The organism is Buchnera aphidicola (Melanaphis sacchari) (assembly GCF_003096055.1).
Taxonomy (GTDB): domain Bacteria; phylum Pseudomonadota; class Gammaproteobacteria; order Enterobacterales; family Enterobacteriaceae; genus Buchnera; species Buchnera aphidicola_P.
This window is the reverse complement of sequence record NZ_CP029161.1, coordinates 58,194-83,351: the sequence shown is the minus strand read 5'-3', so window position 1 is coordinate 83,351 and position 25,158 is coordinate 58,194. Positions and strand designations below refer to the sequence as shown.

Sequence of the window (25,158 nt, the reverse complement as noted above, 5' to 3'; positions counted from 1 at the left end):
ATACCTTATAATAATTTACTTACGAAATGGAAAATTAAAAGAAGATAATAATATTCGACCTTCTTCATTAGATTTTGCAGTAGTAGTAATAGTAACATCTAAACCACGAATACGATCAATTTTATCATAATCAATTTCAGGAAAAATAATTTGTTCTCGTATTCCTAAACTATAATTTCCTCTTCCATCAAAAGATTTAATTGATAATCCTCTAAAATCTCGAATACGTGGAATAGCAATTGTAATCAAACGTTCTAAAAAGTCCCATTTTCTTTGACCACGTAATGTTACCTTGCAACCAATTGGATAACCTTGTCGAATTTTAAAACTAGAAACAGATTTTCTTGCTTTAGTAATAAATGGTTTTTGACCAGATATTAGCGTTAAATCTGATACGGCATTAGATAAAATTTTTTTATCTGATGCTGCAGCGCCAACTCCCATGTTTAAAATTATCTTGTCAATCTTAGGAACTTGCATTATGGAGGTATAATTCAACTCTTTCATAAGATTTTTAATTACTGTACACTTGTAATAATCATATAAAGTTGCCATTTAAAGACTCCAAATTATTTAATAATCTTTCCGTTGGATTTAAAAAATCGTACTTTTTTACCTTCTTCGAATCTAAAACCAACTCGATCAGCTTTATTAGATTCTGAATTGAAAATAGCAACATTTGATATTTGAATAGGTGCTTCTTTTTCAATAATACCACCGCTTTTATTTTGAGATGGAATTGGTTTTTGATGTTTTTTAATTAAATTTACACCATCAATAATTACCTTATTTGAAGGTAAAACATTTTTAATTGTACCTTTTTTTCCTTTATGTTTTCCAATTAAAATAATAATTTTATCATTTCGACGCAACTTTGCTGCCATTTTTAATCCTCTAAAACTTTAATATTATAAAACTTCAGGAGCTAATGAAATAATTTTCATAAATTTTTCGTTTCTTAGCTCACGAGTGACAGGTCCAAAAATACGTGTCCCAACTGGCTGTTCATTATTATTTAAAATAACGCAAGCGTTACTATCAAAGCGAATAACAGAACCATCGGTTCGTCTCACACCCTTTTTAGTTCGAACAACTACAGCTTTTAATACTTCTCCTTTTTTTACTTTTCCTTTTGGTATAGCCTCTTTAATAGTAATTTTAATGACATCACCAATATTAGCGTATCGTCTTCGCGAACCACCTAATACTTTAATGCACATCGCAGAACGAGCGCCGGAATTATCAGCTACATTTAAAATCGTTTGTTCTTGAATCATATATTTATATAATCCTAAATTATAAAAATTATAAATTTAATAACTTTAATATTAAATTCACCATAAATTAACATAAAACATGAGCAGACCTAAGTTTGTTCATGTTTTTTAAAATTTTTTAAAAAATTGTTTTTTCAACAATTCTAACTAAAACCCAAGATTTTGTTTTAGAAATGGGCCTAGATTCGCGAATTTCTATTAAATCACCGATGGAACACTCATTTTTTTCATCATGAATATGAAGTTTAGTAGTTTTTTTAACAAACTTTCCATAAATTGCATGCTTTACAAAACGCTCAATTGAGACAACTGCAGATTTTTTCATTTTATTACTGGTCACGCGACCTTGTAAAGTACGAATTTTTGACATTATTTATATACTCTTTTCTGTTAATAACATCTTTACTTGCGCAATGTTTTTTTTAACCTTACGCAGCAAATGAGATTGTTTTAATTTTCCAGAAGCAGACTGCATACGTAGATTAAATTGCTCACGTAATAAATGAGAAAGCTCTGTCTTAAGATCTTTCAAACTTTTTTTACGAAATACTAATATTTCCTTCATTAAATCACCGTTTTTTTTATAAACATCGTTTTAATAGGCAACTTTGCTGATGCTAATCTAAATGCCTGACGCGATTCTTCTTCAGAAACTCCATCTAATTCGTAAAGAATCTTTCCTGGCTGAACTAAAGCAACCCAATATTCTACGTTTCCTTTTCCTTTTCCCATTCTAACTTCTAATGGTTTTTGAGTTATAGGTTTATCGGGGAAAATACGTATCCACATCTTTCCTTGTCTCTTGATGCACCTTGTTATAGCTCTACGAGCAGATTCAATTTGCCGAGCAGTTAAACGTCCTCGATCAATAGCTTGTAATCCAAAAGTACCAAAACTTACGTGATGACCAACAGAAATTCCACGATTGCGACCTTTATGCATTTTACGAAATTTAGTACGTTTTGGCTGTAACATTTTACTCACCTTACTTACGATTTTTACGATTATATCTTTTGACTTGAAGAGAAGGTTTTTCTAATTTTTCGATAGCTGACATACCACCTAATATTTCACCTTTAAAAATCCATACTTTTACACCTATTACTCCGTATGTTGTATGTGCTTCTGAAATGCTATAATCAATGTCTGCACGAAGAGTATGCAATGGCACTCTGCCTTCTCTATACCATTCTCTACGAGCAATTTCAGCGCCACCTAAACGACCACTTACTTCAATTTTTATACCTTTCGCCCCTTGTCTCATAGCATTTTGGACAGACCTTTTCATCGCTCTACGAAACATAACACGTCTTTCTAATTGAGCACAAATACTGTCAGAAACTAATTTTGCATTTAATTCTGGCTTACGCACTTCAGAAATATTTATTTGTGCTGGAACACCAGTTATTTTGGCAATTATATTTCTTAACTTTTCTACATCCTCTCCTTTTTTACCAATAACAATGCCTGGTCTAGATGTATAAATAGTAACGCGAATACTTTTAGCAGGTCTCTCAATAACAATTCTTGCAACCGATGCTTTAATCAATTCTTTCATTAAAAATTGACGAACTTTATAATCGCTATCTAATTGATTAGCAAAATCTTTAGTATTGGAAAACCATATAGAATTCCATTTTTTAATTATGCCTAAACGCATACCATTAGGGTGAACTTTTTGACCCATTACCGATTCTCCAAAATTAACGATCAGACACAATTACAGTAATGTGACTAGTACGCTTTAAAATACGATCTGCTCTGCCCTTAGCACGCGGCATCATTCTCTTTAATGTAGAACCTTCATTAACAAAGATATTTTTTATTATTAAGCAATCTACATCCACTCCATCGTTATGCTCTGCATTAGCTATAGCAGATTCAAGTACTTTTCTAACTAAAATAGAAGCTTTTTTTTGATTAAAACTTAAAATATTTAACGCTTTTGATACTTTTCTGCCACGAATTAAATTTGTAATTAAACGAATTTTCTGAGCAGAAGATTTTGCTTGTCGATGATGAGCTAGAATTTCCATTTATCCCTCTTAAAATTATTTTTTTTTGACTTTTTTATCAGCAGTATGTCCTCTATAAGTACGAGTTAAAGAAAACTCACCTAATTTATGACCAACCATTTCTTCAGTAATAAAAACGGGTATATGATGACGCCCATTATGCACAGATATTGTCAAACCTACCATATCAGGAAAGATTGTTGAACGTCTTGACCAAGTTTTTAAGGGTTTTTTATCATTTAAACTTACTGATTTTTTTATTTTTTTTAATAAATTTGCATCAATAAAAGGACCTTTTTTTAACGAACGCGGCATACATAATTCTCTATAGTTATTTATGACGATGACGTAAAATAAATTTTTCAGTGCGTTTATTATTACGGGTTTTTTTACCCTTAGTTTGTATCCCCCACGGGGTTACTGGATGTTTTCCAAAATTTCTACCTTCACCACCTCCATGGGGGTGATCTACAGGATTCATAGCAGTACCGCGAACAGTAGGACGAATACCAATCCAGCGCGAAGCACCTGCTTTTCCTAATACCTTTAACATATGTTCAGAATTTCCTACTTCTCCAATAGTAGCTCTGCAATTAGATTCAACTTTTCTCATTTCTCCAGAACGTAATCTTAAAGTTGCATAACCTTTATCAAAAGCTACTAATTGAACATAGCTTCCTGCTGAACGAGCTATTTGTCCGCCTTTGCCTGGTTTTATTTCTACATTATGAATGAACGTTCCAACAGGAATATTTTTAATTAAAGAAGCATTACCTATTTTAATAGGAACATTAATGCCTGAAATTATTGTATCTCCTATTTTTATATTTTTTGGAGCTAAAATATAATTTCTTGTACCATCTTTATATAAAATCAAAGCAATATTAGCAGAACGATTAGGATCGTATTCTAATCTTTCTATAATTGCATTAATATTATCTTTCTTTCTTTTAAAATCTATAATACGATAAGCTCTTTTATGACCTCCACCAATATGGCGAGTTGTAATTCTACCATTATTATTTCGTCCGCCACTTTTACTATTTTTTACAACTAGTAAAGAATGTGGTTTTCCTTTATATAACTGCTTATTTATAACCTTAATAACATGACGACGCCCTGGCGATGTCGGCTTGCATTTAACAATTGCCATTAATTAATCCTCTAACTACTCTATATTTCCAATAAAATCTAATTTTTGTCCTTTTTTTACTTTAATATAAGCTTTTTTCCAACTATTTCGACAAATAAAGCGATTAGATTGACGCTTTTTTTTGCCTTGTACATGAACAGTTTTTACACTATCTACTTCCACGTTAAATAATTTACGTACTGCGCATTTAATTTCATATTTAGTAGAATTTTTAGCTACCTTTAATACCACTGTGCTAAATTTTTCCATAGATATAGATGATTTTTCAGAAATATGAGGAGAAAGTAATATTTTTAATAAACGTTCTTCAGGAATCATAAAAGCATCTCCTCAATTTTTTTTAGCGCTTCAATAGTAATAATAACATTATCAAAAGAAATCAAACTAACCGGATCTATAGAAAACACATCTTTTGCATCAACACAATATAAATTTCTTGACGCAAGAGTCAAATTATTATCTTTTTGATAAGTAATGATAAGAACATTTCTTAAATTAATTTTTTTCAATTTCTCAACTAAAAGCTTTGTTTTTGGAAAATCTAATGAAAATATTTTAAATACAAATAATCTTTTTTGACGTATCAATTCAGAAAAAATACTTTTTAGCGCTCCACGATACATTTTTTTATTAATTTTTTGAGAATGTTCTTGTGGTTTTGCTGCAAATGTAACGCCTCCTGAGCGCCAAATTGGACTTCTTAAAGAACCTGCTCGTGCACGACCAGTACCTTTTTGACGCCATGGTTTTTTGCCTGACCCAGAAACATCAGCACGACTCTTTTGTGCTCTTGTACCTTGACGACGACATGCAGAATAAGCAACAACTACTTGATGGATTAAAGCTTCATTAAAATCGCGACCAAAAATAGCTTCAGAAACACTAAGAAGACTTTGCACGTCTTTAACTACTAATTCCATGCTTAACTCCTTATTTCTCAAACCTTAATAGCTGGTTTAACGATAAGATCGCGACCGGTAGGGCCTGGAACAGCACCTTTTACTAAAAGCAAGTTACGATTTTTATCAATGTGTATTACATTTAAATTTTGTATTGTAACACGATGGTTACCTAGATGACCTGCCATTTTTTTTCCTTTAAAAACTCTGCCAGGAGTTTGATTTTGACCAATAGAACCTGGCACTCTATGAGATAAAGAATTACCATGTGTTGCATCTTGAGTGCGAAAATTCCATCGTTTTACAGTCCCAGAAAAACCTTTTCCTTTAGAAATACCTATAATATCTACTTTTTTTACATTTTCTAAAATACCAATTTCAATCTCTTGACCTATTTTAAAATTTTTACTACTTTGAACTCTAAATTCCCATAAACCACGACCAGGCACTACTCCAGCTTTTAAAAAATGTCCAGATTGTGGTTTTTTAATTTTTCTAATTTTTTTCTCACCAGTTGTTACTTGAATAGCACAATATTTGTCAGTATTTATATTTTTTATTTGTGTAATTCTATTATTTTTTACTTCAATTACAGTAACAGGAATTGAATTACCTTCTTTAGTAAAAATTCGAGTCATTCCAATTTTTTTTCCAACTAAACCAATCATATTTTTAAACCTTTTAACTTTGCATGTTTGCACAATCAACCTAAACTAATTTGAACATCTACACCGGCAGCAAGATCTAAGCGCATCAGTGCATCAACAGTTTTTTCTGTAGGTTCTACTATATCAATTAGGCGCTTGTGTGTCCGTATTTCATATTGATCACGTGCATCTTTGTTCACATGCGGAGAAATTAAAATAGTGAAACGTTCTTTTCGTGTTGGAAGTGGAATTGGGCCTCTTACTTGCGCACCAGTTCTTTTGGCTGTATCAACAATTTCTGTAGTTGACTGATCAATTAACCTATGATCAAAAGCTTTTAAGCGAATACGAATTCTTTGACTTTGGTTCTGCATCAGACCAAAACTCCGATTTTATTATAAAAAATAAAAATTTCATCTTCTCTCTAAAAAAAATTTTAAAGATTATATGTAATTAATAATTGGTACTATATAACTCCTAAATTAGGAGTATTGTTTAATTTTTAAACTATAAAAATTATTTAATAAATTTATATTTTAAAAAATAGTATTTATATTCTTTTATAAGCATTTTCCTATTACTAAACAAAATCTACAATTAATACTACAAAAGTATTAAAAAATCAAGAAAAGAGCATTTTATACTCTTTTCTCAACAAATTCAAATAAATGCAGCATAAATATTCAATTAAGCTAAAACTTTAGATACTACTCCAGCCCCAACAGTGCGGCCACCTTCACGTATCGCAAAATGCAATCCATCTGCCATTGCAATAGGATGAATTAAAGTAACTGTAACTTTAATATTATCACCGGGCATAACCATTTCTACACCTTCAGGAAGCTTAATAGAACCTGTTACATCAGTAGTTCGAAAATAAAATTGAGGACGATATCCTTTAAAAAAAGGAGTATGACGTCCACCTTCTTCTTTAGATAAAACATATACTTCAGATTCAAATGTTGTATGCGGATGAATACTACCTGGTTTAGCTAAAACTTGACCTCTTTCAATTTCGTCACGTTTTGTACCGCGTAATAAAACACCCACATTTTCTCCAGCACGACCTTCATCTAATAATTTTCTAAACATTTCAACGCCTGTACAGGTCGTTTTAGTTGTTTTTTTAATTCCTACAATTTCTACTTCTTCTCCGACCTTAATAATGCCTTTTTCTACTCTTCCTGTAACTACAGTTCCTCTGCCTGATATAGAAAAAACATCTTCAATGGGCAATAAAAACGGTTGATCGATGGCTCTTTTAGGTTCCGGAATATAATTATCTAAAGACTTAGACAAATCGAGTATTTTTTCTTCCCACTTAGGATCACCCTCTAATGCTTTCAAAGCTGATCCGCGAATAATAGGAGTATCATCTCCTGGAAAATCGTACTGTGTTAATAAATCACGTACTTCCATTTCTACTAATTCTAATAGCTCTTCATCGTCTACCATATCACATTTGTTTAAGAAAACAATAATATAAGGCACTCCAACTTGTCTTCCAAGAAGAATATGTTCACGAGTTTGAGGCATTGGACCATCCGTAGCAGCTACTACTAAGATTGCTCCATCCATTTGAGCTGCTCCAGTAATCATATTTTTTATATAATCAGCATGACCAGGGCAATCTACATGAGCATAATGTCTTAATTCGGTATCATATTCTACATGAGAAGTATTTATTGTAATACCTCTTTCTTTTTCCTCTGGAGCATTATCTATTTGATCGAAAGCACGTGCAGAACCACCATATTTTTTTGATAAAACTGTGGTAATCGCGGCAGTCAAAGTTGTTTTTCCATGATCAACATGTCCAATAGTACCTACATTTATATGAGGTTTTAAACGTTGAAATCTTTCTTTTGACATAATTTTATACCTTATTTATTTTTAAAATTTATAGAAAAATTTAGATTTATATTTAAAATTTTATTTTTCTTTTTTTTGAATAATTAATTCTGAAATATTAGATGGAGCTTCAGTATATTTTAAAAATTCCATAGAATAAGAAGCTCGCCCTTGCGTTTGAGAACGCAAATCAGTGGCATAACCAAACATTTCAGATAAAGGAACGCATGCATTAATAATTTTTCCAATAACTAGATCTTTCATGCCTTCAATTATTCCTCTACGGCGATTTAAATCGCCAATAACATCTCCCATGTAATCATCTGGCGTTTCTACTTCTACTTTCATAATTGGTTCTAACAAAATAGGTTGAGCCCTTTTAAAACCTTCCTTAAAAGCCAAAGAAGCAGCTAGTTTGAATGCTAATTCTGATGAATCTACATCGTGATACGAACCAAAATAAAGTCGAACACCAATATCTACAACTGGATAACCAGCTAAAGGTCCATATTTTAATTGCTCCTGAATTCCTTTATCAATTGCTGAAATATATTCAGTAGGTATTACACCTCCCTTAATATCGTTAACAAATAAATATCCCTTTCCACCTGGATCTAATGGAAATAATTCTATAACAACATGACCATACTGACCACGTCCACCTGATTGTTTAATATATTTTCCTTCAATATTAGTTACTTTATTTAAAATTGTTTCACGATACGCAACTTGCGGTTGACCAATATTCGCATCAACGCTAAATTCTCTTTTCATACGATCAACAATAATTTCTAAATGTAATTCACCCATTCCAGAAATAATTGTTTGATTAGATTCTTGATCAGTTTTTACTCGAAAAGAAGGATCTTCTTTAGCTAATCGATTCAATGCTAAACCCATTTTTTCTTGATCAGCCTTTGTTTTTGGCTCTACTGAAATAGATATTACTGGTTCCGGGAATTCCATACGTTCTAATATAATTGGTTTATTCAAATCGCATAACGTGTCACCAGTAGTAACATCTTTTAAACCAATAGCTGCTGCTATGTCACCTGCATATACTTCTTTTATTTCTTCTCTTTTGTTTGCGTGCATTTGCACAATTCTTCCAAATCGTTCACGTTTAGATTTAACAGAATTAAAAACAGTATCTCCAGATTTTACCATACCTGAATATACTCGGAAAAAAGTTAAATTACCTACAAAAGGATCATTAGCGATTTTAAATGCTAATGCTGAAAAAGAAGATTTATCATCAGAAGATCGAATAGTAATAGTATTTTTTTGATTACAAATACCTTTTACGTCTCGAATATCATTAGGCGCAGGTAAATATTCAATAATTGCATCTAATAATGCTTGTACTCCTTTATTTTTAAAAGCTGAACCGCAAGTAATAAGTATAATTTCATTATTTAAAGATCTTTTACGTAATGCTAATTTTATCTCCTTTTCAGATAATGTCATTCCATTTAAATATTTTTCCATTAATTCTTCGCTAGATTCAGCAGCAGCTTCAATAACGTTTTGATGCCATTTTTCTGATATTTTTAACATATTTTTAGGAATTTCATTATAAGTAAATGTTATTCCTTGGTCAGAATCGTCCCATTTAATGGCTTTCATCTTAATTAAATCTATCACACCTGTAAAATTTTCTTCTGATCCAATTGCTAGTTGTAGTGGTATAGGGTTTGCTCCTAAACGTTTTTTAATTTGATTTACTACATTAAAAAAATTTGCCCCTATACGATCCATTTTATTTATAAATGCTATGCGAGGAACATTATATTTATTGGCTTGCCTCCAAACAGTTTCTGATTGAGGCTGTACGCCTCCAACTGCACAATAAACCATTACAGCGCCATCTAAAACACGCATAGAACGTTCTACTTCTATAGTAAAATCAACATGCCCAGGAGTATCAATAATATTAATTCTATGAGAATCAAATTGTTTAGCCATTCCACTCCAAAAAGCAGTAGTGGCGGCTGATGTTATAGTAATACCTCTTTCTTGCTCTTGTTCCATCCAATCCATAGTTGCAGCGCCATCATGTACTTCCCCAATTTTATGATTAATTCCAGTATAAAATAAAATTCTTTCGGTAGTAGTTGTTTTTCCTGCATCTATATGAGCACTAATTCCAATGTTGCGATATCGAAAAATCGGTGTTATACGAGACATATTAATATTCTTATATTCATATTTTTAATCTTTGTTAGAAAAAATAAAAAATTGATTTAATTATATTGGATGAAAAGAATTACCATCTGTAATGAGCAAAAGCTTTATTAGCTTCAGCCATTCGGTGCACTTCTTCTCTTTTCTTAACGGCGGCGCCTTTATTTTCAAGAGCATCATAAAGTTCATTTGATAAACGTAAAGCCATTGATTTATCTCCTCTTTTGCGAGCAGAGTCAACAATCCATCGCATGGCTAATGCATTACGGCGAACTGGTCGAACTTCGACAGGAACTTGATATGTTGAACCTCCTACTCGACGAGATTTTACTTCTACTGTTGGACGTACATTCTCCAAAGCATTTTCAAAAACCTCTAATTCATTTTTTTTCGTTCTTTTTGATAAATTTTTTAATGCAGTATATACAATCACTTCTGCAATAGATTTTTTGCCATCAATCATTAAAATATTAATAAACTTTGCTAGTAATTCTGAGGAAAATTTTGGATCTGATAAAATTTTTCGAGCACCAATAATACGACGACGTGGCATATTTAATACTCCATAAATTTAATTAAAAATTATTTTTTAAGATTGTTTGTATTTTTATACTTTAGTTCTTTTCACACCATATTTAGAGCGACCTTTTTTTCGTTCTTTTACACCAGCACAATCTAACGATCCTCTAACAACATGATATCGTACTCCAGGTAGATCTTTTACACGACCACCACGTATTAAAATTACTGAATGTTCTTGTAAATTATGACCTTCTCCGCCAATATATGCAGTAACTTCAAAACCATTTGTCAATCTAACACGGCATACTTTACGTAACGCAGAATTAGGTTTTTTAGGTGTTGTGGTATACACTCTTGTGCACACACCCCTTTTTTGGGGACATCCTGATAAAGCAGGAACACTGGTCTTAATTGATTTACGCAAACGAGGTTTTCGCACTAACTGATTTACTGTAGCCATAATAATCTCCAATTATTATCAATAATAATAAAATATTTAAAATAAAATATTATATCATGGGGGGTGATTTGATTAGATATATAAATTAAAAATTATTTGTAATCTACCAAATGATTTGCTTTTTATTTTTTACAGTTAATTCAACAAAATGAATATAATCAATTAAAATAAATTTATCAGAAATATTTTTTTGAATACCTCTAGCATAAACATCTTTTTTTATAATATATAAATTCGCTGAAGAAAAAATTATATTATCTAAAAAAAAATTATCTACTAAGGCAATTAATACACCATCTTGAAGAGCTAAAAAATCATCTTTTTTTTTAATATTTTTAAATAAAATAAAACATTTGCTTCAAAAGGAGATCTCATTAAAGTATGTAACATATTTTTAATCTCCCTAAAAATTAATAATCGTATCACAATCATCTAATTTTAAACGTAATAAACGTAAATTTAATATATTTACTGGTAATAAAAAATCGATATTACGATTTAATCCCCTTTCAAACAATGATAATTCGCAGCAATAATATTTTTTGATATCATATAAAGATAATATAGAAAAAGCAGGTATATAATCACGTGCTAAAATATTTTCTGGTTTATAACTCTTTAATAATTGCAAGGTACCATCTCCAATAAAAAATAAACGTATGTCCTGAATAAGTAAAGAAATTCCTAAAATTAAATCTAATCCTTCCCTGCCAAAAGTTGTACCATGTGGAGCATGTGAAAAAATAAAACCTATCTTTTTCATTAGAATAAATACACTCTAAGTTAAAATTGTATTATACGATCAGAGTATTTTATTGAATTAGCTAATTCCATTAATCCACTCAGCTGAAAATATTGAGATAAATTCCCTTTTTTAATTTTTTCTTTTAAAAAAATTTCATCTTCTACAATTCCTCGTCTTACAGCAGAACTTGCACAAACATATAACTTAATACAATGTTCACTACTTAGTTTTTGCCATCCTTCAATTAAATTAAATTCATCAGCAGAAAATTGACTTACACTGCTAGAGTTAAGAACCCCATCAGAATAAAAAAAAACACTGTTTAAATTATGATTCATTTTAATTAATGATTGGCAAAATAGGAAGGCTGTGCTCGCATTTTGTGTTCCATATGCTGCACCTGTGACTAAAACTGTATAGTTCATTTTTGATGTCTTTTAATAAAATTATTTTAATAAAAATTAATTATAATCTACTATAGATTAGTTTATATCGAGTAATTCTATATCAAAAATTAAAGTAGAATTTCCTGGAATTCCATTAACTTTATTAGTCCCATATCCTAAATGGGGAGGTATAACTAATTTAATTTTACCACTTTTTTTAATATATTTTAATCCTTCCTGCCAACCTAATATAACATCTTTTAACATTAATGTTATTGGTTTTCCTCTTTTATATGAACTATCAAATTCTGTGCCATCAATTAATGAACCTCTATAATGAACTGTTATCTTGCTATTGTTGTTTACTTCTTTTCCTGCTCCAATATTTTTTATAAAATATAAAAGTCCACTTTTAGTTTTCCTTGATCCATCTATTTTAGATAATTTTTTCATATACAATTTTCCTTGAATTAAATTTTCTTTTTCACTTTTTTCAGATTGAATTTGTGTTTCATATCTTAGCTTTTCTTCTAATTTTTGAAGAATAATAGAAATTTCTTTACCTGATAATTTTAAATTTCCTGAAATAGCGTCTTGAATTCCCAATAAAAGACTTTTTTTATTTAAATTAATACCTATTTGTTTTTGTTTTTCAAAAGATTGATTTACATAATTTCCTAAAGAGACTCCCAATGCATAACCAATTTTTTCTTTTTCATTTTGAAAAAAATTTTGATTACTTGAATGAAAACTTATGTTATGAAATATAGGTACATCTGCAAAAGAACTTGGAATAAAACATAAATAATATAGTAATACAATTCTTCTAAATATAAAAAAAATCATTTACTACTCCTTCAAAAAAGAATAATATGGTTTTATTTTTATTGTGTTAAATCACATATCTAAAATACTTGAAAAAAATATACGAATATCAATCTATTAGAATACAATTCTATAAAATTTTTTCTAAAGCGCGATAAAAACGACGCATACCTTCGATTATATCAATCTTTCGCATAATTAATGAAGGAGCTAAACGAATTACACCATTTCCAGCAGTTAAAAAAATAACACCCTCTAAAAATGATGCATTTAATATGTTAGATATTTTTTTAATATATTGGGTTTTTAGTACAATGCCAATAAGTAAACCCTTACCTCTTATTTCTTTAAATAAATTAAAACGTTTATTAATAATATTTAGTTCAAAAATAATTATTTTTAATTTTTTTTCCACACCAGATAGAACTTTTTTAGTATTAATAATATCAATAACTTTTTCAGAAATGGCGCAAGCTAGCGGATTTCCTCCATATGTTGTTCCATGGATTCCTACATTCATTATAGATGCAATTTTTTTAGTAGTTAACATAGCACTAATTGGAAAACCCCCACCCAAAGATTTTGCGAGAGTTAAAATATCAGGTTTTACTTTATAATGCTCATATAAGAACAATTTACCTGTTCTTCCTATTCCTGTTTGAACTTCATCAAAAATTAATAATGCATTATATTTATTGCACAATTCTCTTAATTCTTTTATAAAAGAAACAGTAGCAGGTACTATACCTCCTTCTCCTTGGATCAATTCTATAACTATTGCACAAGTATTTTCATCAATAATTTTTTTTACACTATTGATATCATTAAAAACAGCATGCATAATACCTGCGGGTTTCGGACCAAAAAAGTCTGAATATTTAGACTGTCCACCAACAGAAACTGTAAAAAACGTTCTTCCATGAAACGAATTATAAAAAGAAATAATTTTATTTTTTTTAATATGATATTTTTTAGATGAGTAATATCGAGCTAATTTAAATGCAGCTTCATTAGCTTCAGCGCCTGAATTTGCAAAAAATACACGAGAAGCAAAACTATAAGAAATTAATTTATTGGCTAATCGTAAAGCTGGTTCATTTGTAAAAATATTACTAATATGCCATAATTTTTTACTTTGTTGACTTAAAGTTTTATTTAATATAGGATGAGCGTGCCCCAATGACGTAACAGCAATGCCACCAGAAAAATCGATATACTCTTTTCCTTTTTGATCCCAAATTCTACTACCTTTTCCTTTAATTGGAATAAAATCAGCAGGATTATAAATAGGTAGAATCAATTGATTAAAACTATCTCGTGTAATTAATATTTTTTTTGATATCATGAAATTTCCCAAAACATATTTATTAAATATAAAAATTTTTTAGAAATTAATTTCTAAAAAAAATTCTAACAAATATTATTTATAAGATTTTAATAAAAAAATTAAATTTTAAAAATTATAATATATATTATATTAATTAAAAATAAATTTATTTTTCTTAAAAAATCTAAAAAATTATTAAACTTTTTTTAAAAAATATTATTTTTTGAAAAGCATTAATAATTGTTATTAATTATATTAAATATTATACCTTTAAGGTAATACAGATTTTATAAAAAGAACGATATACGAATAATAATATAAGTTATATAAGAAAATATCTAATTTCATGAACAGGTAAAAAAAATTGAAAAATATTAACCAAATAGGACTTACATGGATTAGTTTTTTTTCATATGCCTTCACCGGTGCATTGATTGTCGTTACTGGGATGATAATGGGAGATATTGCTAATTATTTTAGTTTATCAATACCTCAAATAAGCAATATTTTTACTTTTTTAAATACAGGAATTTTAATATCTATTTTTTTAAACTCTTGGTTAAGTTATACAGTATCATTAAAAAAACAATTAATATTTGGTTTTATACTATCTATAGTCGCAACATTAGGGATTATTTTATCTAAAAATATTTTCTATTTTTCTATAAATATTTTTATATTAGGATTAGTTAGCGGAATTACAATGTCTATTGGAACATTTATTATCACTCATTTATATGAAGGCTCAAAAAGAGGTTCTCGATTATTAATTACTGATTCTTTTTTTAGCATGTCCGGGATGGTATTTCCAATTATTACCGCTTATTTATTGGAAAAAAAAATTTTATGGTATTGGATATATCTGAGTATAGAAATAATTTATTTTAGTATTTTTATATTAACAATAATTTTAGATTTTCCAAAATTAAGAGAAAAAGAAAATAATTTTAAAGAAAAAAACAAATGGAACGCAAATATAATTTTTCTTTCTTTAGCTGCATTATTATATATTTTAGGACAATTGAGCTTTATTTCATGGGTTCCTCAATACACGACAGAAATTATAAAAATTAAAATAAAACAAACGGGAACTTTAGTAAGTAGCTTTTGGATGTCATATATGATTGGAATGTGGTTTTTTAGTATAGTAATTAAATTTTTTAATCTAAAACATATTTTAATATTTTTAACTGGTATATCTACGATATTAATGTATTTTTTCATACATACCAAAAGCTATTTATCATTAGAATATATTATTATTAGTTTAGGATTTTTTTCTAGTGCTATTTATACAATTATAATTACATTAGCGTCCTTAGAAATACAAAAACCTTCTTCAAAAATAATAAATTTAATTTTATTTTTTGGTACATTAGGAACTTTATTAACGTTTATTATCACTAGTCCTATTGTTGAAAAAGGAGGATTATATGAAACTTTAACTTTCTCTAATATATTATATGGAATAGTATTTATACTATCTTTATTAGTTTACAGTAATCATAAGAAACTTTCTTAAAAAGAAAATTTTTTTAAAATTAATAAATATAAATTCTCCAAAATTAACTGATTATATATGATATTTTAAATAAACTGGAATAACAAATTTATTTCTAGTTTATTTAAATCCAATTCATCCCTAAAACAGAATGCACTCTTTTTAAAACTTTTTTAGACTGTAAACTTGCTTTAATAGCTCCATCTTGTGCTACTTTTTTTAAATAATTTTCATCATTTCGATAATTAAAATAAGATTTTTGCAAAATAGATAAAAAATTGCATACATTTTCAGAAACAATTTTTTTAAATTCACTATACATAATACCATTAAGTTCTTTTGATAAAATATCAATATCTTTATAAGTAACAGCAGAAAGAATTTCCAATAAATTTGAAATACCCCTTTTTTTTCTTGTGTCGTAATAAATTTTTGGCGGCAAATCAGAATCAGTAACAGAATTTTGAATTTTTAATGCAACAGAGGATATGCTTTCTAACAAAAAAATTATATTATTTTTATTAGAATCTGATTTAGACATTTTTTTAGTGGGATCTAACAAAGACATAATTTTACAACCATGCGTTGAAATTAGTGCTTCGGGCAAGGTAAATACATTACCATATAACGCATTAAAGCGATTAGCTATATCACGTGTTAATTCTAAATGTTGTTTTTGATCTTTACCTACAGGAACTAAATCTGTTTGATATAACAAAATATCTGATGCCATTAGTATAGGATAATTAAATAAACCAACATTAATGCCTTTATAATCATTTTTGAACATAGTTTTTTTATATTTAAACTGAGTCATTCTAGATAATTCATTAAATCGACTAAAACAACTTAAAATCCAATTTAATTGACTATGTTGATAAACATGCGATTGAACAAAAATAATATTTTTATTCGGATCTATTCCGCATGCTAAGTATAAAGCTAGCGTATCTAATATTGTTTTTTGCAAAAACATATTTTTATTTTGTGTAGTTAATGCATGTAAATCGGCAATACAATAAAAACATTCATAATCATTTTGCATTTTAGACCAGTGACGCATAGCACCTATATAATTCCCGATAGTTAAATCACCAGATGGCTGCACAGCGCTAAATAAAACTGGTTTTAATTTAATCATTAAATTTTACAATACCTTTTTTATTTTATAAAAAATTAATGCACAGATTTTAAATAAGCATATTTTAATTCTTGACGTATTTTTTGTACGATAATATCATAATTAGAATAGTTAAATAATCCAGAACCAATAACAAATACATTTGCTCCAGAAAAAGCTATTTCAGCAATGTTTTCTAATTTAACGCCTCCATCAACTTCCAACAAAATATCTAATGAAGTCGCTTCAATTAACTTACGTACTTTTCTTAATTTACTTAATGTAGACGGCAAAAATTGTTGATTTCCAAATCCTGGATTTACAGACATTAAAACAATTAAATCTAATTTTTCTATTACATAATCAAGAAAATTGAGAGGAGTAGCAGGATTAAAAACTAAACCTGCTTTGCATCCATTATCTTTTATTAAATTTAATGTCCGATCAATATGATTAGTTGATTCTGGATGAAAAGTAATAAAATTAGCTCCCGCTTCAGCAAATTGAGGAATAAGATTATCTACAGGTTTTGTCATTAAATGAACATCAATGGGCACGGTAATATTATAATCTCTCAAGGACTTTAAAATCATAGGACCCATTGTCAAATTAGGAACATAATGATTGTCCATTACATCAAAATGTATCCAATCTCCACCAGCTTTTATAACTTTTTTTATATCTTCCCCTAAGCATGAAAAGTTTGCAGATAAAATAGATGGAGCTAAAAAAAAATTTTTCATTTTTTATCATCCTGTATTTATTTAGATAAAAAACTTTATTTTAAATAAAAAACAGTTAATATTTTTATTGATTTTTAAAATTTAATTAATAAGAACTAAAAATTTGAACTAAATAAAAAAATATTTTTTTAAATAAAAATTTTATTAAAAGTTTGTTTAAAAAAACTAAAATTTTTTATAAAAAGTCAATATTAAACTACCTTATCAAAAAAAAAATGTCAAAAATATTTTTTAAAATACTTTGAAATACTTTTTAGAAAGATTATTTCTAGAAACAATAAAAATTCTAGAAATAAAATTTAAGATATATTTTATTTTTTAATAAAAACTAATTTTTAATAATAAACCAAAATATTATTTAAAAAAATAAAAAAATTTGAGAAATTAAACTTTAATAACGCAAATATTATTGAGAATCTTTAATAGCATTTAAAATAATATTTTTATCAATTCCAGAATAAATTTCTGCTTGTCCAATTTTAATAGGAAGAACCAATCTCATTTCCCCAAGAACAACCTTTTTATCTCTCATCATATATGGTAAATAGGAAGCAGCTGACATATTTTTAGGACCTTTAACAGGTAAACCAGCTCTCTTTAATAACGATAAAATTCTTTGATAATCTGATTTCTTTAGATATCCTAGTAATTCTGATGTTCGAGATGCCATTATCATTCCAACTGATATAGCTTCTCCATGCAACCAACTTCCATAACCTGCATGTGCTTCAATAGCATGACCATATGTATGACCAAAATTTAAAAGGGCTCTAAATTTTTTTTCTCTTTCATCAAGAATAATAATTTTTGATTTAAGATCACAACATTTTTTTATGCAATACAACATTACACTTTTATCAAGTGATAATATTTTTTCGATATTCTCTTCTAACCAAGAAAAAAAATATTCATCAAAAATAACAGCATATTTAATAACTTCAGCCATACCAGAAATTAATTCATTGCGCGGTAATGTTTTTAAAAAATCAATGTCAATAATAACTGAAGCCGGTTGCCAAAAAGAACCAACCATATTTTTTCCTAATAAATGATTTACTGCTGTTTTACCGCCGATAGAAGCATCTACTTGAGATAATAAAGTTGTAGGAATTTGAATAAATCTCACACCTCTTTGATAGATAGAAGCTGAAAATCCAGTTAGATCACCTATAACTCCGCCCCCTAAAGCAATTAAAGTTGTATCTCGAGAATGTTTTTTTTCTAATAATGCAGAAATAATTACTTCCATTTCATTTAATGTTTTAAATTGTTCTCCATCAGAAAGAATCACTTGATCTACTTTAATTCCAGATTTTCTCAAATGAAAAAAAACATTATCTTTTAGAAGATTAGCTAATGTTTTATTAGTAACTAACATAGCTTGATTTCCTGGCCTTAAAGGCCAAAAAATATTATCCTCCTGAATAATTCCAGAACCTATGTTAATAGGGTAACTACTTTTTTCTAAAACTACTTTTAATTGTTCCATAATCTTTATACTCTATAATTTTTTAACTTAATTGTGAAATTACATTTTATCTAAAAAACAAATTATGCTATTTGTCACAGACTTAGGACTTTGATTATCTGTTTGAATTTTAAAATCTGCTATTTCCTCATATAACGGATTTCTTTCCAATGATAAACGTTCTAATACATCACGATTTGAATTATTAGATTGTAATAAAGGTCGTTTTTTATCCCGTTTTGTACGAGACAACTGTTTTTCAATTGTGGCTTCTAAATATATTACAATGCCACGTGATGATAAAATATTTCTATTTTTTTTAAACGTAACTGATCCTCCGCCAGTAGCGAGGACAATCCCTTGCTTCTTTGTAATTTCATCAATTATCTTAATTTCTCTTGCTCGAAAACCATTCTCACCTTCAACATCAAAAACCCAACTTATACTAGCTCCTGTGCGTTTTTCAATTTCTTGATCAGAATCAAAAAAATCCATATTAAGTTGACGTGATAACTGACGACCAATAGTACTCTTACCAGCTCCCATGGGACCTATTAAAAAGATATTTCGTTTTTCTGCCATATTTTTTTTAATAAAATAATTTGTTAATGATACCAATGCTCAACAATTTCGTTGGCGAGACAATAAATACTCACTTTTAAAAAAAGTGATATGTTTAACAATTTAATTTAAAAGTACATTTAGATTTTACATATAGTTTTTATCAAAGATGGATTATTAATTGTTTATCAGAAATTTTTTATAAAGATATATTTATTATTGTATCAGAAGTAATTTTATTATTTCTATATTTAATATTTTTTAACAAAGTATTTTAACGTCTTTAAAACATCTGTTTTTTAAAAAATAAATGCTTTAATTAAAATTAAAGAAAAAATTTTATTTTATATTAAATGCTTGACGAAATTAAATATATAAAATATTATTTTAAATAAATATACTTTTGAAAAGTATATTTTTTTATTTGTAACTAATTATTTGATTTTTTATATAAATACATTATTTTTTTATTAAGGTGAGGTGTCCGAGAGGCTTAAGGAGCACGCTTGGAAAGCGTGTATATGGTAACGTATCAAGGGTTCGAATCCCTTTCTCACCAAAAAAAAATAAAAAAAATGTTTAAAAATTCGTTTTTTATATAAAAAATACTTCTAAACTAATAAAGCTGTTTCTAAAGATAATTTAATCATTTCATTAAAACTAGATTCTCTATCTTTTGCTGAAATGGCTTCTTTTTTAATTAAATGATCTGAAACAGTGCAAATAGATAAAGCCTGCACCTTAAATTCAGATGCAATAGAATATATTGCTGTTGTCTCCATATCTATTCCAATAATATTATATTTTTCTAAAATTTTTAATATATTGGAATCATCGTCATAAAATGTATCTGTAGTAAAGAAATTACCAATACGAACTTTTAAATTCATTTTTTTTGCTGTCAAAAAGACATGAAAAATCATATTAAAATCTGCAATAGCAGAAAAATCATGATTATTAAAACGTATTCGATTTATTTTAGAATCTGTAGAAGCTCCCATACTTATAACAATATCACGCAATTGTATATCTTTCTGTACAGTACCACAAGTTCCTATACGTATAATTTTCTTTACGTTATATTCTTTTATTAATTCCCTTGTATAAATTAACGCAGATGGAATACCTATACCATGACTCATTATAGAAATTTTTTTATCTTTATAATATCCTGTATATCCTAACATTAATCGAGTATTATTAATTTCAATAAAGTTATCCAAATAATTTTCAGCAATATATTTAGCTCTCAAGGGATCACCAGGCATAAGAACTATATCTGAAAAATTATTTTTTTTGCTATTAATATGTAATATAGGCACTAATCTTTTCCTTATTTTTTTATATTTTAAAATATACTTGTACCATACTTCATATGAGATAATCCAAAATATTTTGCAATAGTTTGACTTATATCAGAAAAAGTTTTACGATGGCCTAAAAAATTTATCTTTTTATATGGAGAATAAATTAATACAGGTACATTTTCTCGAGTATGATCAGTTCCTATCCATGTTGGATCACATCCATGATCAGCTGTAATAATAAACAAATCTTTCTCTTGAACTAAATTAAGCATCTCAGCTAACTTAAAATCAAAAAATTCTAAACCTCTAGCATATCCAGAAACATCACGACGATGACCCCACAATGCATCAAAATCAACAAAATTAGTAAATACAAGAGTATTATTACTAGATAATTGTATTTGATTAATAGTATCATTGCATAATTTTTTTAAACCAAAAGATTTAATATTCTTCGTAATTCCAACACCAGCATAAATATCGGAAACTTTACCTATTGCGATAACATTACCTTTTTTTTCATTTATCAATTTTTCCATAACAGTAGTAGAAAATGGTTTTAATGATAAATCACGTCTGTTGCCTGTTCTCTGAAAATTTAGTTTATTAGTACCAAGAAATGGTCTAGCAATCACTCTAGCTACTTTATATTTATACTTGTCTAATAATGCGCGAATAGCATCGCAAATCTCATATAACCCGGATAAACCAAATTTTATTTCATGACATGCAACTTGAAAAACTGAATCTGACGAAGTATATAAAATAGGTTTTTTTGTTTTTATATGTTCTTCTCCAAAATTCTTTATAATATCTGTTCCTGAAGCATGACAATTCCCTAATATACCAGGTAATTTTAATGTACTCGTTATTTCATCAAGTAAAAATTTAGGAAAAGTATCATTTTTTTTTTTAAAATAATACCAATCTTCAAAAACAGGCACTCCAGCTATCTCCCAATGCCCAGAGGTAGTGTCTTTTCCAGATGAAACTTCACTAGAAAAACCATAACTAGCAATAATGTTATTTTTTTGTTTACACGAGGAAAATCCTATAGGATATTTTCCAGTAGATGCCTTATATGCGTTCATTATTCCTAGTTTTATTAAATTAGGAATAAATAAAGGACCACTTCGACCGATATTAGCTTCTCCCAAGAAACATTTTTCTACTATATGACCAAAAGTATCCGAACCAGTATCATTAAATTTATGAGCATCAAAACTAGAACCTATGCCAAATGAATCTAATACCATTAAAAAAACACGTTTCATTTTAAATACCTAAAAATTAATTAAAATAATCTCGTTGTAATATTGATTAAATATTAATTATCTTCTTATCTTTTCAAAAGATATACCAGTATAACGAGTCATTATTAAATTTAAGTGAATTTGGTTTGGAGCTAAATATATTAAATGATTGAAGTTATCAAAAGCTAAAAAAGATTTATTTTTACTTTTAAATTCATGCAAAATTTCTTTATTAGCAGATGTGATCCATCGCGCTAACATTATATTTGTTTTTTCATAAATTGCATTTATTTTATATTCCATTTTTAAACGCTCAATTACGACATCAAACTGCAAAATTCCAATAGCACCTAAAATTATATCATTATTATTAATTGGATAAAAAACTTGTATTGCACCTTCCTCAGATAATTGCAATAATCCTTTTTTTAATTGTTTTTTTTGAAAAGGATTTTTTAAAAAAACACAACGAAATATTTCCGGAGAAAAACTCGGCATATTGATAAAATTTATTTCTTCTCCTTCTGTGAACGTATCACCAATTTTAATTGTTCCATGATTATGAATTCCTATTACATCTCCCGCATATGCTTCATTAATAACAAATCTCTCTCCAGCTAAAAAAGAAAAAGCATCAGAAATAATAATATCTTTTTTTATACGAACATGTCTTAACTTCATGCCTTTTATATACTTACCTGAAACAATTCTCATAAAAGCTATTCGATCTCTATGTCTTAAATCCATATTTGCCTGTATTTTAAATACAAATCCTGTAAATTTTTTTTCTTTAGGATCTACTTTTCGTAAATTAGAAATACGATAAATCGGAGAAGGAGCCCAATTTATTAAACTATCTAAGATATGATCAATTCCAAAATTACTCAGCGCACTACCAAAAAAAACAGGTGTAGTAATACTTTTTAAAAAATTTTTCTTATTATATTTAGAATATATAGCAGTAATTAATTTTAATTCTTCACTAAATTGAAAAAATAAATCTTGATCAATATATTTTTTTAATAAAAATTCATTAAATTTAAAAAAAAGCACTTTTGAATTAAGAATATTATTTTTTTTATTATTATTTTTTTGAAATAAATAAACCATATCATCATAAAAATGATAAACACCACGAAAATTCTTTCCACAACTAATAGGCCATGTAATTGGAACGCAGTTTAACTTTAAATGTTTTTCAATTTGATCTAAAAGTTCAATAGGATCAAGACTATCACGATCTAGTTTATTAATAAAAGTAATAACAGGAGTGTTATTTATACGACTAACATTCATTAACTTTTTAGTTCTATCTTCTATTCCTTTAGCTGCATCAATAACTAATAAACAAGAATCAACTGCAGTAAGAATACGATATGTGTCTTCTGAAAAATCTTGATGACCTGGAGTATCTAATAAATTCATTAAAGTATTTTTATATGAAAATTTTATAATAGAGGTAGTAACAGAAATACCTCTTTTTTTTTCAATACTCATCCAATCTGATTTGACATATTTACCATTTCCTCTACCTTTGATTGTTCCGGAAGTATGAATGACTTTACTAAATAATAACATTTTTTCTGTCAATGTTGTTTTTCCGGCATCAGGATGAGAAATAATTGCAAAAGTGCGACGTTTTCTTAATTCTTTTTGATCGTTCAAATTAAGCACATAAAACTCCGTACAAGTTATTTTCATTAGTAAAAATTATATTTTTATATAAAAAAGATTAAATTATTTTAATAAATACTAATTACTTAAAAATTCTAAAAATATATTATTTAATAATAAAAAAATTTATAATTTTCTATAAAAAATTATTAAAAAATATCAAAATATAAAAAATAAATTCTATGATTGCAATTGTTTGCTAAAATAATTATTGAATAACAAAATAAATCAAAAAAATTTAATTTTTTCTATTAGGATAATATGATATTATTAATTTATAATTTGATCTGATATGGATGTGAAAATATACTAAAATATTGAAGATAAAACTGAAAATAAGAAAACATTATATAAATTTATTACTTTTATAAAGTATAAATTTTATTTATATTTTTAAAAAATATTAATTTTTTTTACATTTTAAAAGTACTTTTTTAAAGCTAATAAATGTATAAAATTAACAGAGATACTGAGAAAATTTTATTATTATAATTTTTAATTAATTTTGATTAACATATCTTAGTTTTATTTAATTTAAAATATTATTTTAGTAAAAAGAATGATTTCCATATTTATGCTCAGTCTCGTCAATAACTTTTTTTACTTCAGGAAAAGAAGATAATATTTTTTTTTCTACTGTATCTCGCAAGGTAAAATTAATCATTGAGCACCCATTACACCCTCCAGAGAATTTTATAAAAATAAATCCTTCTTTAGAAATATTAGTCAAGTTTACTTGACCCCCATGAAGAAATAGTTGAGGATTAATTTCTTTATCTAAAAATTCTTTTATTCTTATTTGTAAAGAAGTTTCTTCTAGAATTTGTAAGGAAGATTTTTTAAAATTTTTTTTTAAAAAAATATTTTTTTTGGCATATGGCGCCTTAAAAGTTAATTGAGAACTAAGATTATCAATGATAAGATCAATTACAGAATCTTTTAAATAATCGAGAATAAATTTATTAATATAAACATAAAAACCAGTATATTTAAAACATACGTCAGATTTTTCTACTTCATCTATTGCACAGTATGCTACTCCACATTCGGCGTTATGCATCCCAGGATTGAGAATAAAAACTCTTATCTGAGTTCCTTTCGGCTCTTTTGATAAAAGAGATAAAAAATAATTTTGCGCGTTTTTTGAAATATTGATCATATTATAAATGAGATAAAATATTATCAGCTAAAAATTTAGTTAATTTTACTGGTTTATTTTAATAAATACAAGAACATTCTA

At 27.5% G+C, this 25,158-nt stretch carries 32 protein-coding genes and 1 tRNA gene; 2 read left to right on the top strand and 31 right to left on the bottom strand.

Annotation, left to right across the window (positions count from 1 at the left end):
* Positions 1–15: 15 nt before the first annotated feature.
* The 23 genes from rplE to DD681_RS00370 form a co-directional block, all read right to left on the bottom strand.
* Complete coding sequence (gene rplE / locus DD681_RS00480; protein ID WP_158341076.1) at positions 16–555, bottom strand: 50S ribosomal protein L5; 540 nt, start codon at positions 553–555, stop codon at positions 16–18.
* Positions 556–569: 14 nt separating this feature from the next.
* Entirely contained in the window at positions 570–884 is a 315-nt protein-coding gene (gene rplX, locus DD681_RS00475; RefSeq protein ID WP_158341075.1) for a 50S ribosomal protein L24, read from the bottom strand.
* Positions 885–908: 24 nt separating this feature from the next.
* Complete coding sequence (rplN, locus tag DD681_RS00470) at positions 909–1,277, bottom strand: 50S ribosomal protein L14 (RefSeq protein WP_158341074.1); 369 nt, start codon at positions 1,275–1,277, stop codon at positions 909–911.
* A gap of 118 nt (positions 1,278–1,395) precedes the next feature.
* On the bottom strand, positions 1,396–1,650 hold the full coding sequence (gene rpsQ / locus DD681_RS00465) for a 30S ribosomal protein S17 (protein WP_158341073.1): 255 nt from the start codon (positions 1,648–1,650) through the stop codon (positions 1,396–1,398).
* Positions 1,651–1,842, bottom strand: coding sequence for a 50S ribosomal protein L29 (gene rpmC / locus DD681_RS00460; protein ID WP_158341072.1), 192 nt, complete (start codon positions 1,840–1,842; stop codon positions 1,651–1,653).
* Positions 1,842–2,252 (bottom strand): 50S ribosomal protein L16, encoded by a 411-nt coding sequence (gene rplP, locus DD681_RS00455; protein WP_158341071.1) that lies wholly within the window; start codon positions 2,250–2,252, stop codon positions 1,842–1,844. The genes rpmC and rplP overlap by 1 nt, the downstream gene beginning before the upstream one ends.
* 10 nt (positions 2,253–2,262) lie before the next feature.
* Positions 2,263–2,964: a 30S ribosomal protein S3 gene (gene rpsC / locus DD681_RS00450; RefSeq protein WP_158341070.1), complete on the bottom strand. Its 702-nt coding sequence runs from the start codon at positions 2,962–2,964 to the stop codon at positions 2,263–2,265.
* Positions 2,965–2,980: 16 nt separating this feature from the next.
* Positions 2,981–3,313 (bottom strand): 50S ribosomal protein L22, encoded by a 333-nt coding sequence (gene rplV / locus DD681_RS00445; protein ID WP_158341069.1) that lies wholly within the window; start codon positions 3,311–3,313, stop codon positions 2,981–2,983.
* Between the two features lie 15 nt (positions 3,314–3,328).
* Positions 3,329–3,607: a 30S ribosomal protein S19 gene (rpsS, locus tag DD681_RS00440; protein WP_158341068.1), complete on the bottom strand. Its 279-nt coding sequence runs from the start codon at positions 3,605–3,607 to the stop codon at positions 3,329–3,331.
* 16 nt (positions 3,608–3,623) lie between these two features.
* Complete coding sequence (gene rplB / locus DD681_RS00435; RefSeq protein ID WP_158341067.1) at positions 3,624–4,445, bottom strand: 50S ribosomal protein L2; 822 nt, start codon at positions 4,443–4,445, stop codon at positions 3,624–3,626.
* A 15-nt stretch (positions 4,446–4,460) separates the two neighbouring features.
* Entirely contained in the window at positions 4,461–4,763 is a 303-nt protein-coding gene (gene rplW / locus DD681_RS00430) for a 50S ribosomal protein L23 (protein ID WP_158341066.1), read from the bottom strand.
* Positions 4,760–5,365 carry a 50S ribosomal protein L4 gene (gene rplD / locus DD681_RS00425; protein WP_158341065.1) on the bottom strand — a complete coding sequence of 202 codons (606 nt, stop codon included), beginning with the start codon at positions 5,363–5,365 and terminating at the stop codon, positions 4,760–4,762. Before rplD ends, rplW begins: the two co-directional genes overlap by 4 nt.
* A gap of 17 nt (positions 5,366–5,382) precedes the next feature.
* Positions 5,383–6,012 (bottom strand): 50S ribosomal protein L3, encoded by a 630-nt coding sequence (gene rplC / locus DD681_RS00420; protein ID WP_158341064.1) that lies wholly within the window; start codon positions 6,010–6,012, stop codon positions 5,383–5,385.
* A gap of 35 nt (positions 6,013–6,047) precedes the next feature.
* Positions 6,048–6,365: a 30S ribosomal protein S10 gene (rpsJ, locus tag DD681_RS00415; protein ID WP_158341063.1), complete on the bottom strand. Its 318-nt coding sequence runs from the start codon at positions 6,363–6,365 to the stop codon at positions 6,048–6,050.
* A gap of 313 nt (positions 6,366–6,678) precedes the next feature.
* The gene (tuf, locus tag DD681_RS00410) at positions 6,679–7,863 is read right to left on the bottom strand and encodes an elongation factor Tu (RefSeq protein WP_158341062.1); all 1,185 of its coding nucleotides are present in this window, start codon (positions 7,861–7,863) and stop codon (positions 6,679–6,681) included.
* Positions 7,864–7,923: 60 nt separating this feature from the next.
* Complete coding sequence (gene fusA, locus DD681_RS00405; RefSeq protein WP_158341061.1) at positions 7,924–10,029, bottom strand: elongation factor G; 2,106 nt, start codon at positions 10,027–10,029, stop codon at positions 7,924–7,926.
* A 79-nt stretch (positions 10,030–10,108) separates the two neighbouring features.
* A complete protein-coding gene (rpsG, locus tag DD681_RS00400) occupies positions 10,109–10,579 on the bottom strand; it encodes a 30S ribosomal protein S7 (RefSeq protein WP_158341060.1) in 471 nt (156 codons plus the stop codon).
* A 54-nt stretch (positions 10,580–10,633) separates the two neighbouring features.
* On the bottom strand, positions 10,634–11,008 hold the full coding sequence (rpsL, locus tag DD681_RS00395) for a 30S ribosomal protein S12 (RefSeq protein ID WP_158341059.1): 375 nt from the start codon (positions 11,006–11,008) through the stop codon (positions 10,634–10,636).
* Positions 11,009–11,111: 103 nt separating this feature from the next.
* Complete coding sequence (tusB, locus tag DD681_RS03115) at positions 11,112–11,294, bottom strand: sulfurtransferase complex subunit TusB (protein WP_261788375.1); 183 nt, start codon at positions 11,292–11,294, stop codon at positions 11,112–11,114.
* A gap of 117 nt (positions 11,295–11,411) precedes the next feature.
* Complete coding sequence (gene tusC, locus DD681_RS00385; RefSeq protein WP_158341058.1) at positions 11,412–11,771, bottom strand: sulfurtransferase complex subunit TusC; 360 nt, start codon at positions 11,769–11,771, stop codon at positions 11,412–11,414.
* A 20-nt stretch (positions 11,772–11,791) separates the two neighbouring features.
* Complete coding sequence (gene tusD / locus DD681_RS00380; protein ID WP_158341057.1) at positions 11,792–12,178, bottom strand: sulfurtransferase complex subunit TusD; 387 nt, start codon at positions 12,176–12,178, stop codon at positions 11,792–11,794.
* Positions 12,179–12,235: 57 nt separating this feature from the next.
* Entirely contained in the window at positions 12,236–12,985 is a 750-nt protein-coding gene (gene fkpA / locus DD681_RS00375) for an FKBP-type peptidyl-prolyl cis-trans isomerase (RefSeq protein ID WP_158341056.1), read from the bottom strand.
* Positions 12,986–13,094: 109 nt separating this feature from the next.
* Positions 13,095–14,309 carry an aspartate aminotransferase family protein gene (locus DD681_RS00370; protein WP_158341055.1) on the bottom strand — a complete coding sequence of 405 codons (1,215 nt, stop codon included), beginning with the start codon at positions 14,307–14,309 and terminating at the stop codon, positions 13,095–13,097.
* A gap of 346 nt (positions 14,310–14,655) precedes the next feature.
* Here DD681_RS00370 and tsgA point away from each other — a divergent pair, with 346 nt between their 5' ends.
* Positions 14,656–15,813, top strand: a complete 1,158-nt coding sequence (gene tsgA / locus DD681_RS00365) for an MFS transporter TsgA (protein WP_158341054.1) — start codon at positions 14,656–14,658, stop codon at positions 15,811–15,813.
* Positions 15,814–15,916: 103 nt separating this feature from the next.
* Here tsgA and trpS read toward each other — a convergent pair whose 3' ends face one another.
* The 4 genes from trpS to aroK form a co-directional block, all read right to left on the bottom strand.
* Entirely contained in the window at positions 15,917–16,933 is a 1,017-nt protein-coding gene (trpS, locus tag DD681_RS00360) for a tryptophan--tRNA ligase (RefSeq protein WP_158341053.1), read from the bottom strand.
* Positions 16,934–16,968: 35 nt separating this feature from the next.
* Complete coding sequence (rpe, locus tag DD681_RS00355; protein WP_158341052.1) at positions 16,969–17,655, bottom strand: ribulose-phosphate 3-epimerase; 687 nt, start codon at positions 17,653–17,655, stop codon at positions 16,969–16,971.
* 406 nt (positions 17,656–18,061) lie between these two features.
* A complete protein-coding gene (gene aroB / locus DD681_RS00350) occupies positions 18,062–19,144 on the bottom strand; it encodes a 3-dehydroquinate synthase (RefSeq protein ID WP_187151981.1) in 1,083 nt (360 codons plus the stop codon).
* Positions 19,145–19,183: 39 nt separating this feature from the next.
* Positions 19,184–19,705, bottom strand: coding sequence for a shikimate kinase AroK (aroK, locus tag DD681_RS00345; RefSeq protein ID WP_158341050.1), 522 nt, complete (start codon positions 19,703–19,705; stop codon positions 19,184–19,186).
* 453 nt (positions 19,706–20,158) lie between these two features.
* On the opposite strand from aroK, the gene DD681_RS00340 reads away from it, so the two are divergent.
* Positions 20,159–20,243: transfer RNA gene (locus tag DD681_RS00340), tRNA-Ser, on the top strand.
* Positions 20,244–20,295: 52 nt separating this feature from the next.
* Here DD681_RS00340 and deoD read toward each other — a convergent pair.
* The 4 genes from deoD to DD681_RS00320 all read right to left on the bottom strand — a co-directional run bounded on the left by deoD (position 20,296) and on the right by DD681_RS00320 (position 25,077).
* On the bottom strand, positions 20,296–20,952 hold the full coding sequence (deoD, locus tag DD681_RS00335) for a purine-nucleoside phosphorylase (protein ID WP_410002861.1): 657 nt from the start codon (positions 20,950–20,952) through the stop codon (positions 20,296–20,298).
* Between the two features lie 80 nt (positions 20,953–21,032).
* Entirely contained in the window at positions 21,033–22,265 is a 1,233-nt protein-coding gene (locus DD681_RS00330; protein ID WP_158341048.1) for a phosphopentomutase, read from the bottom strand.
* Positions 22,266–22,322: 57 nt separating this feature from the next.
* Positions 22,323–23,918, bottom strand: coding sequence for a peptide chain release factor 3 (locus tag DD681_RS00325; RefSeq protein WP_158341047.1), 1,596 nt, complete (start codon positions 23,916–23,918; stop codon positions 22,323–22,325).
* Between the two features lie 547 nt (positions 23,919–24,465).
* Complete coding sequence (locus tag DD681_RS00320; RefSeq protein ID WP_158341046.1) at positions 24,466–25,077, bottom strand: NfuA family Fe-S biogenesis protein; 612 nt, start codon at positions 25,075–25,077, stop codon at positions 24,466–24,468.
* Positions 25,078–25,158 lie beyond the last annotated feature (81 nt).